The sequence below is a fragment of the Bartonella sp. AP1QHHD genome (assembly GCF_042196265.1).
Lineage (GTDB): Bacteria > Pseudomonadota > Alphaproteobacteria > Rhizobiales > Rhizobiaceae > Bartonella.
Window position 1 is genome coordinate 38,910 of record NZ_JBHIPW010000086.1, and the last position, 8,045, is coordinate 46,954.

The following is an 8,045-nucleotide window of genomic DNA, read 5'->3' on the forward strand; positions in this document are numbered from 1 at the left end:
AGCCGTGTAAAACGATTATCCAAAATACTAAACACTCTCAAATATAAGAGCCAACATTGAAAGCGGGCAAAGTGAATAATGGTGCCGTCTTACTCTCTCATAAGCGTAAAAATGGTGCTGCTCAATGGATGGCTGGTTATCCCTTTCAAAGCAACACGCATAAGATGCGTTTTTAGTGTCTTGAGAGAGAAGCTTCTTTAAAACAAACATATGAAATGTGCAATAATGATCGTATTTTGTTTTGTATGAGAAACATTCCCCTATTAAACAAAAATTTCTATCAAGCCATTGAGCAAACCCATTGGACATAAATGCTCCGATTATGCTCGATTATAATTTCCTACAGCATTTAGTTTTAAGAATCCGGCAGTTTTAGGAATCCGATTGATATGTAAGAGAGGAAAAAACAAAGAGAGCTTGAAAATGGAAGATCTCCCTTATGCACATAAAATCACGCCCCTAAAATCACACCCATGTGATCAATCATCATACCTTTACAAAAAAACATTCCAATGATCTTAGGTGATAATATCAGGGTGATCTCTCCCCAATGCTTGTTGTATATTTAACAGTTTTAATGCCACCTGTTGCAAAGGTTTAAGAACGTCTTGCGGATTAAAATTGTGTTTGCGCGGATCACTTTCATATTGTTCAAAATAAAGCCGTAAAGTAGCACCTAGCGTCCCTGTTCCCGACAAACGAACCACCAACCGTGCGCCATTCTCGAAAAAAATACGGATACCTTGCTGCGTACTAACGCTCTGATCAACGGGATCATGATATGTAAAATCATCTGCTTTTTTGACGAAAAATCCAGCAATTTCAGTTCCTGCATGTGGTAAGTGCGCACGCAAATGCTCTATAATTTCCAAAGCTTTGTCTGCTTCGACTTCTTCATAATCATGCCGTAACGTGTAAAAACGCCCATAGGTGTGCCAATGCTGTTGAACAATTTGTGCGACAGTTTTTTCTGTTACCGCTAAAAGATTTAACCAAAATAATACAGCCCATAAACCATCTTTTTCGCGGATGTGATGAGAGCCCGTTCCAAAGCTTTCTTCACCACAAAAGGTTACTTTTCCCGCATCCAAAAGGGTTCCAAAAAACTTCCATCCCGTTGGCGTTTCAAAAAAGTTTAGTCCTTTTTTTTCCGCAACCAGATCAGCAGCACGCCCCGTCGGCATAGAACGTGCTATCCCCACCACGCCTTTCCGATATCCTTTAATGAGGTGTGCATGTTCAGCCATAATAGCCAACGAATCCGAAGGCGAAACAAATTGTTGACGACCAATAATGAGGTTACGATCTCCATCACCATCAGAGGCTGCGCCAAGATCTGGTCCTTTCTCTGACATCAATAAATCATAAAGAGCCTTGGCATAAACCAAATTGGGATCTGGATGACCGCCTCCAAAATCTGGCAAAGGAATACCATTAACCACCGTCCCTTCAGAAAATCCTAAACATTTTTCAAAAATTTCATGAGCATAAGGCCCTGTTACCGCATGCATGGCATCAAACCGTAAAGTAAGACCTCGATCAACGGCCTTGGCAATACAGTCGAAATCAAAAAGCTCCTGCATCAAAGCAACATAATCAGCGACAGGATCAATAATATCAATCCGCATGGCTCCCATAAAGATCGTACCTTGCCTATCTAAATCAATATCTGGTGCTTCAAGAATTTTATAAAAAGAAAGACGTTGCGATGTTGCAAAAATAGCATCACATAAAGAATTAGGAGCGGGCCCACCATTGGAAACATTGTATTTAATACCACAATCTCCTTCTGGACCACCAGGATTATGGCTTGCAGAAAGAATAAGTCCACCATGGGCATGAGTTTTACGAATAAGATGCGAAACGGCAGGTGTAGAAAGAATACCGCCCCTTCCCATTTTAATAAGAGAGACACCATGCGCCGCCGCCATCTTCAACACAATCTGAAGGAGAGTACGATTAAAAGTGCGCCCATCCCCCCCAAGAATCAACATTTTTCCTTCAAGAGGCCCAATGTTATTAAAAAGAGACTGTATAAAGTTTTCTACATAATGGGGTTGTTGAAAAACAGACACTTTTTTGCGCAAACCAGACGTTCCCGGTTTTTGCCCCTCAAAAGCCGTGGTTAAAACTGTCTTTACGGTCATATCAATCCTTCATATTCTTTCCTTTAACTTTAAGGTGAAGAGTATCCAAAGTCGACCATTAATTCTACTTGACGGAAGTGTGAAATATTTGCACACTCACCAGAAGTAAGAATTTTTAAAGAAGCCCTTTTATTTAAAACGCTTTTTGCCATATGTTTTTAAATACGAAGGCTGTTTTAAAACAAAATTTTCGTAAAAGAATACAGGAGCATCATGATGATGAAAAAAACAGTTCCCAATGTAACATTCCACACACGCGTACGCGATGAATCAGTGGATGGAGACAATCCTTATCGGTGGCAAGAAGTTAACAGCGATGCTTACTTTAAAGGAAAGCGTGTTATTCTTTTTTCTCTTCCTGGAGCTTTTACCCCTACTTGCTCAACCTTTCAGCTGCCTGATTTTGAAAAACTCTATGATGAATTTAAACAAGCGGGTATTGATGAAATTTATTGTCTTTCCGTCAATGATGCTTTTGTCATGAATGCTTGGGGAAAAGCACAAAATATCAAAAATGTGAAATTAATTCCCGATGGCTCTGGTGAATTCACGCGCAAAATGGGTATGCTGGTTGCAAAAGACAATGTTGGTTTCGGCATGCGATCATGGCGCTATGCAGCTGTTATTAATGATGGTGTAGTTGAACAATGGTTCGAAGAAACAGGTTTTTCAGATAATTGTGCAACAGATCCTTACGAAGTTTCTTCACCACAAAATGTTTTAAAAGCCTTGAAAAGCTAATTCCCCCAATCGTCTATTTAAACAAAATTTTACGACACAAATCTCCCTCCTCAGGAAATTTGTGTCGTTTACTTTTTGCAACCTCTATTCGTGAAAGCAGACACGATAAGTTGATTGTGCGCCTTCAGTGAGAAAATATTCCAACAATAATTTTTCAATAAATCTTTCATGTTTTAACGGCTTTGCAAAAGCTTGGAAAATTGCCGATGAAAAATCCCGTTGTAGCGCTAAAAAATAAAGAGCTAAAAGCTGTTGCACGCTATCAAAAAAGGGGGATACAATTGCCAAATGCGCAAATTCATGCAAAAACTCTCTCGGAAACATCAAGGATTAACATATAGATAAACTATGCAAAATCAACGCTCAGCTCCTCATATTGAGAAAACCTTTATGTTGAAAATGGTTTGATTTATAGAGATAATTTATAATTTTGCATTATTGAATGTGAAAGCTGAATATCATAAGAGTGTCTCATTTTATCCCTTCTTATATTGCAACCATCAAAACCATTTTCTTGCCCACAACATGTGGGATTGGCATATGAATAAACGATTAAAAAGAGTGAAAATGCTTCTCGTAAATGCTTTCAAAGGCGAAAGCTGTGAACATCAAGACTGCAAGGTTCACAAAAGCATCAAGAGGGAAAATACAGATCAAACATTTGTTTGAAGAGGCGCACAGTTCAAATTAACTTATGTCTCATAAAAAGAAGCAAATATGGTATAAAAACTGCTCTGCATAAAGAACCGTTTATAAAGAAGATTCAATCAAAAAAATCCCGCAAACATTCCAATTCACATACCATAAACAGACTCATTACTGTTCTCATAGCCATTTATTCTAAGCTTTTATTTTTCTCTAAGAGAAAAACGGTTAAAGAAGTTGTTTATTCGGGTATTCTACCGTAAAGTGTGCTTCTATCTCTTCCTCTTCATCGAACTCAAAATCTTCATCACATTCAGGAAGACCAAAAATATCTGGATTGATGAAATAACAATCTTTTTTTGTCCCCTTCGCTACAATTTTATTTGTTTCTAATTCTTTGATACCTTCTTTAAAACTTTCAAAATTAAGATATTCTGGTTCTTGAATTGAAAGATCGCAAGTCAAAAATTCTTCAAGAATATCATGATCCAATGTTATCTGATCAAACCATAAGTCCACATCATCCCCCTCATCTAACATTTTCCCTACCTGCCACAACATCACAAAAAATGCTTTCATACCAGTAAATGATAACCCAAAAATCATACGCCGACACGACGAGGCGCCTGAAAAGGTAATTTGCGGAAGATCTTCAAATCCGAAATTTGAAGGAGGAAGTTTAAATGATTTTCCAATATTCTCAGGTCTTTCAAGAATAAAGGGATTTCGTTCATAGAGCAGAGTAAAATCATATTGGACCATTTTCATTTCTCCGTTAAAGAATTGACTTTATGAAAAATGCATATTATTAGTAAGTTACCATTATGGCAGCTTACAATTCATCCAAACATGCTCCTGTAAAAAATTGTTCGATTTAAGTCATTCCATTGTTTTTTGAAGCTTAAAAAGTCTTTTAGGATAAAACGCTCTAGTTCTCCCTCCTTTTGCAATAAGGCTAGATTTTGTAATGTCCAAGAAGAGAACATCAAAGGATTTGATACTCATAGATGAGAATTCAAAGATGAAGCCAATATGAACTTGTCAATATTTTTATAAACTTTTGCAGAAGCGTTACGTGAAACCCTTTAATTTTCTCAGAGTTTTTGTTCGTTACAATTTTTTTTGCTCATTTTAACGCATTATCATCGCATCCTCAGAAGGGCACGTTTTATAGCAAATAGCGCTTATTTATCTCTTAAAAAATCTCTCTTTTATGCCGCACGCACTTCAAAACCCCGCTTTTGAACGCGTGCACCAACACGTATAAACGAGCAAAGCACAAATTTTAAAAATTGAATTTCAAATTTCCAAAATATTTCGAACAATCACTTCGATAAAGACTTTTACCATTATCATTTTTGGGCGGCTAAAATATCCTGTACTGTTTTGACCAATTGATCTTCATAAACCGTCACTTGTGCTGGTCGACTTTCACGCCATGTTTGATTATCCTTAATTTCATGAGACAAACGCGCCCCTTCAATCAAATCTTTAATCTGTATTTTTCCGCTCTCACGTTCTTGTGAGCCTTGGATAACCACACAAGGCGCTTGGCGTCGATCTGCATATTTCATCTGCGCTTTTATCCCCGATGCCCCCAAATAGAGCTCAGCACGAATTCCCGCACCACGCAACTGCATCACCATTTTTTGATAACCAGCAACCGCCTCTGGCTCTTTATCCATCATCAGCACCACAACCGGCCCTGTTGTCTCCTTCATAGGCAACTTTCCAAGATTTTGCAAAGCAGCGATCAAGCGTGAGACCCCGATTGAAAAACCTGTTGCTGGAATGTTTTCACCACGAAAGCGTGCCACCAATCCATCATAGCGCCCACCACCACCAACGGAGCCAAAAACAACTTTCTGCCCATCATCATTGAAAACATCAAACAGCAACGTAGCCTCAAAGACAGGACCTGTATAATAATCCAGTCCACGCACCACCGATGGATCAATCTTGATACGATTCTGAAAGCCATTTGCGGCAAAAATTGCTTGCATTTCCTCAAGCTCACGAATTCCCTCACGCCCTTGAACATGATCACCAACCACTTCTTTAAGAGCCTCAAGCGTTTCTTCTGTTGTTTCAGCTCCAGCAGCAGTTAAGGTAAGAATACACTCAATCTCTTTTTCCTTAAGCTCCGCCCCTTTTGTAAAGTCACCACTTTCATCCAAACGCCCTTTTCCCAAAAGCAAACGCACCCCTTCAGAACCAAATTTATCCAGCTTATCAATTGCTCTTAAGACAGTTAAGCGCTTTTCAGCCTGCTCATTTCCCCCCAAACCAATTTTCTCTAAAACACAATCGAGAATTTTTCGGTTGTTCAGACGAATGGCATATTCATGATGTTGAAACCCTAGTTTTTCCAAACTATCGGCTGCCATCATACAAATTTCGGCATCAGCTGCTACCGTTGGTGTTCCAACAATATCCGCATCAAACTGCATAAATTGCCGAAACCGCCCTGGACCTGGTTTTTCATTGCGAAAAACAAAGCCAAGACGATAACTGCGATAAGGCTTTGGCAAAACTTCAAAATTCTCGGCAAAATAACGAGCAAGAGGCGCGGTAAGATCATAGCGCAAAGACATCCATTGCTCATCATCATCTTGTAGCGAAAAAACGCCCGCATTTGGACGATCTGAATCCGGTAAAAACTTACCCAGCACATCTGTATATTCAAAAATTGGAGTTTCCAGTGCTTCAAAACCATAAAGTTCATAAACTTCACGAATTTGCGCAATCATTGTTTCAGTTGCATACAACTGTGCACTTGTACGATCAACAAACCCCCGGGGTAAACGGGCTTTGGTTTTTTCTTGTTTTGATAACATATTTTTCTCTAACAACAATATATATATTCACCGATAACGTGTGTCTATCTTATAGAAACAAACGCTGCAATAACTTTATCAACTGGAAACTGGTAACAATATACATAAGCTTTTGCTTTTAAAAGATGCAAACCTTTACCCTTAAGGCAATCTACTGAAAATATTTGCATTTTCAATAGGAACATAGCCCCCCGCTCAACATGAAATGCCCGCTTAACATTCAATGAAAAGACATCTGTGCTTGTTGAAAGAAACCTCAAAGCGACTGTTGATTCTGGATAAATCGGAAGCATCCCCCTCAAAAGCCCTCCCTTTCAGAATTCTTCAGATTTATTACAGATGCAAAAATCCTCAAGACATCAGTGTGCTTTGCGCTTGTTCTGCAAAATGATTGATAACATTTTTTAAATCAACAATATTTCGTCCAGCATCTGTAATAGAGCGTGATACAGAGGGAATAACATTCTGCCAAAGTCTTTGTGGAAATTGATTTGCTAGTTGTGTCATTGTTCCACCTTGAGCGCCAATACCCGGAACGAGAAACAGACTATTTTTTAACTGCTCGATTGTGTCTTTTGATTCAGATCCTAATGTCGCTCCTATAACCGCACCTATGGGGCCAATATTATGATAAATAACCGAAGACTGACTATTATAATCACAAATACACTGTGCAAGATGAAGAGAGAGTGTCTGATCACCAATAAGCGCATTTCGTATTTGTTTCCCCTCTGGATTAGAAGACTGAACAACCACAAAAACCCCTGCTCCTGTTTCTTCTGCAACCTTTATCAGAGGAATAAGAGCATCAAAACCCAAAAAAGGATTAACTGTCATGGCATCCACCTTGAACGCACTACTTGGACCAAGCCAAGCCTTACCATAGGCTTCAGCAGTAGAGCCAATATCCCCCCTTTTTGCATCCGCCAGAACCAATATGCCTTGTTCGTGTGCATTTTCAATCAGTTCTTTGAGAGCTTGAAGACCTTCCACACCATATAATTCAAAAAATGCGACTTGCGGCTTTATAATACCCACTTTACCAACAACTGCTGTTAAGAGAATATCACAAAAATCTTTTAGACCTTTATAATCAAAGCTTAGTTTCCACGATTGCAAAACTTTATGGCTCGGATCAAAGCCAATACAAAGAGGTCCATAGATTTCACGATTTTTAAAAAAAGTTGAACGAAACATTTTATATCCTAACAAGATCTCTCTTTAAACTTTTTGATACAATCAAAAAGAAAAGCATTTGTCAAAAGAATACAATAGCGAAAACACAAAGAAAGAGCTCTCTATACAAAATGTGCTTTTATTTATGAAACATAAATATATTCCCATTCGTAACGCTTATCATATGTTTATCAACCAAAACATTGTCATGAGATAAAAATTCAAATTTATGAAAGAATATAAATAAAACAGCATCTATATTATAATGACCTCATAAAGCCCTATAGGCATGCCTTGTCGTTTTCACCCCCCTTTTTTATGATCAACAAAAACTCTCTATGAGCGCGCTTTAAACAAAAGTTTCAAAAGAAAATGCCCCACCATGATGATCTCGATCTTAACTTTAGATCTTTCCTATTCCTTTTTAGCTGCTCTTTATCCCTTTTGGAACATAATTAGCAAAAAGGCATTGTATCTCCAGCATATTCAAGGAGATAAA

The 8,045-nt window shown here is 38.3% G+C and carries 6 protein-coding genes; 1 reads left to right on the plus strand and 5 read right to left on the minus strand.

What is annotated here, in order from left to right; all coding sequences use genetic code 11:
• Positions 1-518 precede the first annotated feature (518 nt).
• Positions 519-2,147, minus strand: coding sequence for an alpha-D-glucose phosphate-specific phosphoglucomutase (locus tag ACFIME_RS07390; protein WP_375655288.1), 1,629 nt, complete (start codon positions 2,145-2,147; stop codon positions 519-521).
• A gap of 216 nt (positions 2,148-2,363) precedes the next feature.
• On the opposite strand from ACFIME_RS07390, the gene ACFIME_RS07395 reads away from it, so the two are divergent.
• Positions 2,364-2,888: a peroxiredoxin gene (locus ACFIME_RS07395; RefSeq protein WP_375634401.1), complete on the plus strand. Its 525-nt coding sequence runs from the start codon at positions 2,364-2,366 to the stop codon at positions 2,886-2,888.
• Between the two features lie 84 nt (positions 2,889-2,972).
• Here ACFIME_RS07395 and ACFIME_RS07400 read toward each other — a convergent pair whose 3' ends face one another.
• The 4 genes from ACFIME_RS07400 to pyrF form a co-directional block, all read right to left on the minus strand.
• The gene (locus ACFIME_RS07400; protein ID WP_375662368.1) at positions 2,973-3,194 is read right to left on the minus strand and encodes a hypothetical protein; all 222 of its coding nucleotides are present in this window, start codon (positions 3,192-3,194) and stop codon (positions 2,973-2,975) included.
• Between the two features lie 567 nt (positions 3,195-3,761).
• Positions 3,762-4,295 (minus strand): replication protein, encoded by a 534-nt coding sequence (locus tag ACFIME_RS07405; protein ID WP_375662367.1) that lies wholly within the window; start codon positions 4,293-4,295, stop codon positions 3,762-3,764.
• Positions 4,296-4,885: 590 nt separating this feature from the next.
• Positions 4,886-6,370: a histidine--tRNA ligase gene (hisS, locus tag ACFIME_RS07410; RefSeq protein ID WP_375662366.1), complete on the minus strand. Its 1,485-nt coding sequence runs from the start codon at positions 6,368-6,370 to the stop codon at positions 4,886-4,888.
• Between the two features lie 351 nt (positions 6,371-6,721).
• Positions 6,722-7,567, minus strand: a complete 846-nt coding sequence (pyrF, locus tag ACFIME_RS07415) for an orotidine-5'-phosphate decarboxylase (RefSeq protein ID WP_375634394.1) — start codon at positions 7,565-7,567, stop codon at positions 6,722-6,724.
• Between the last annotated feature and the right edge of the window lie 478 nt (positions 7,568-8,045).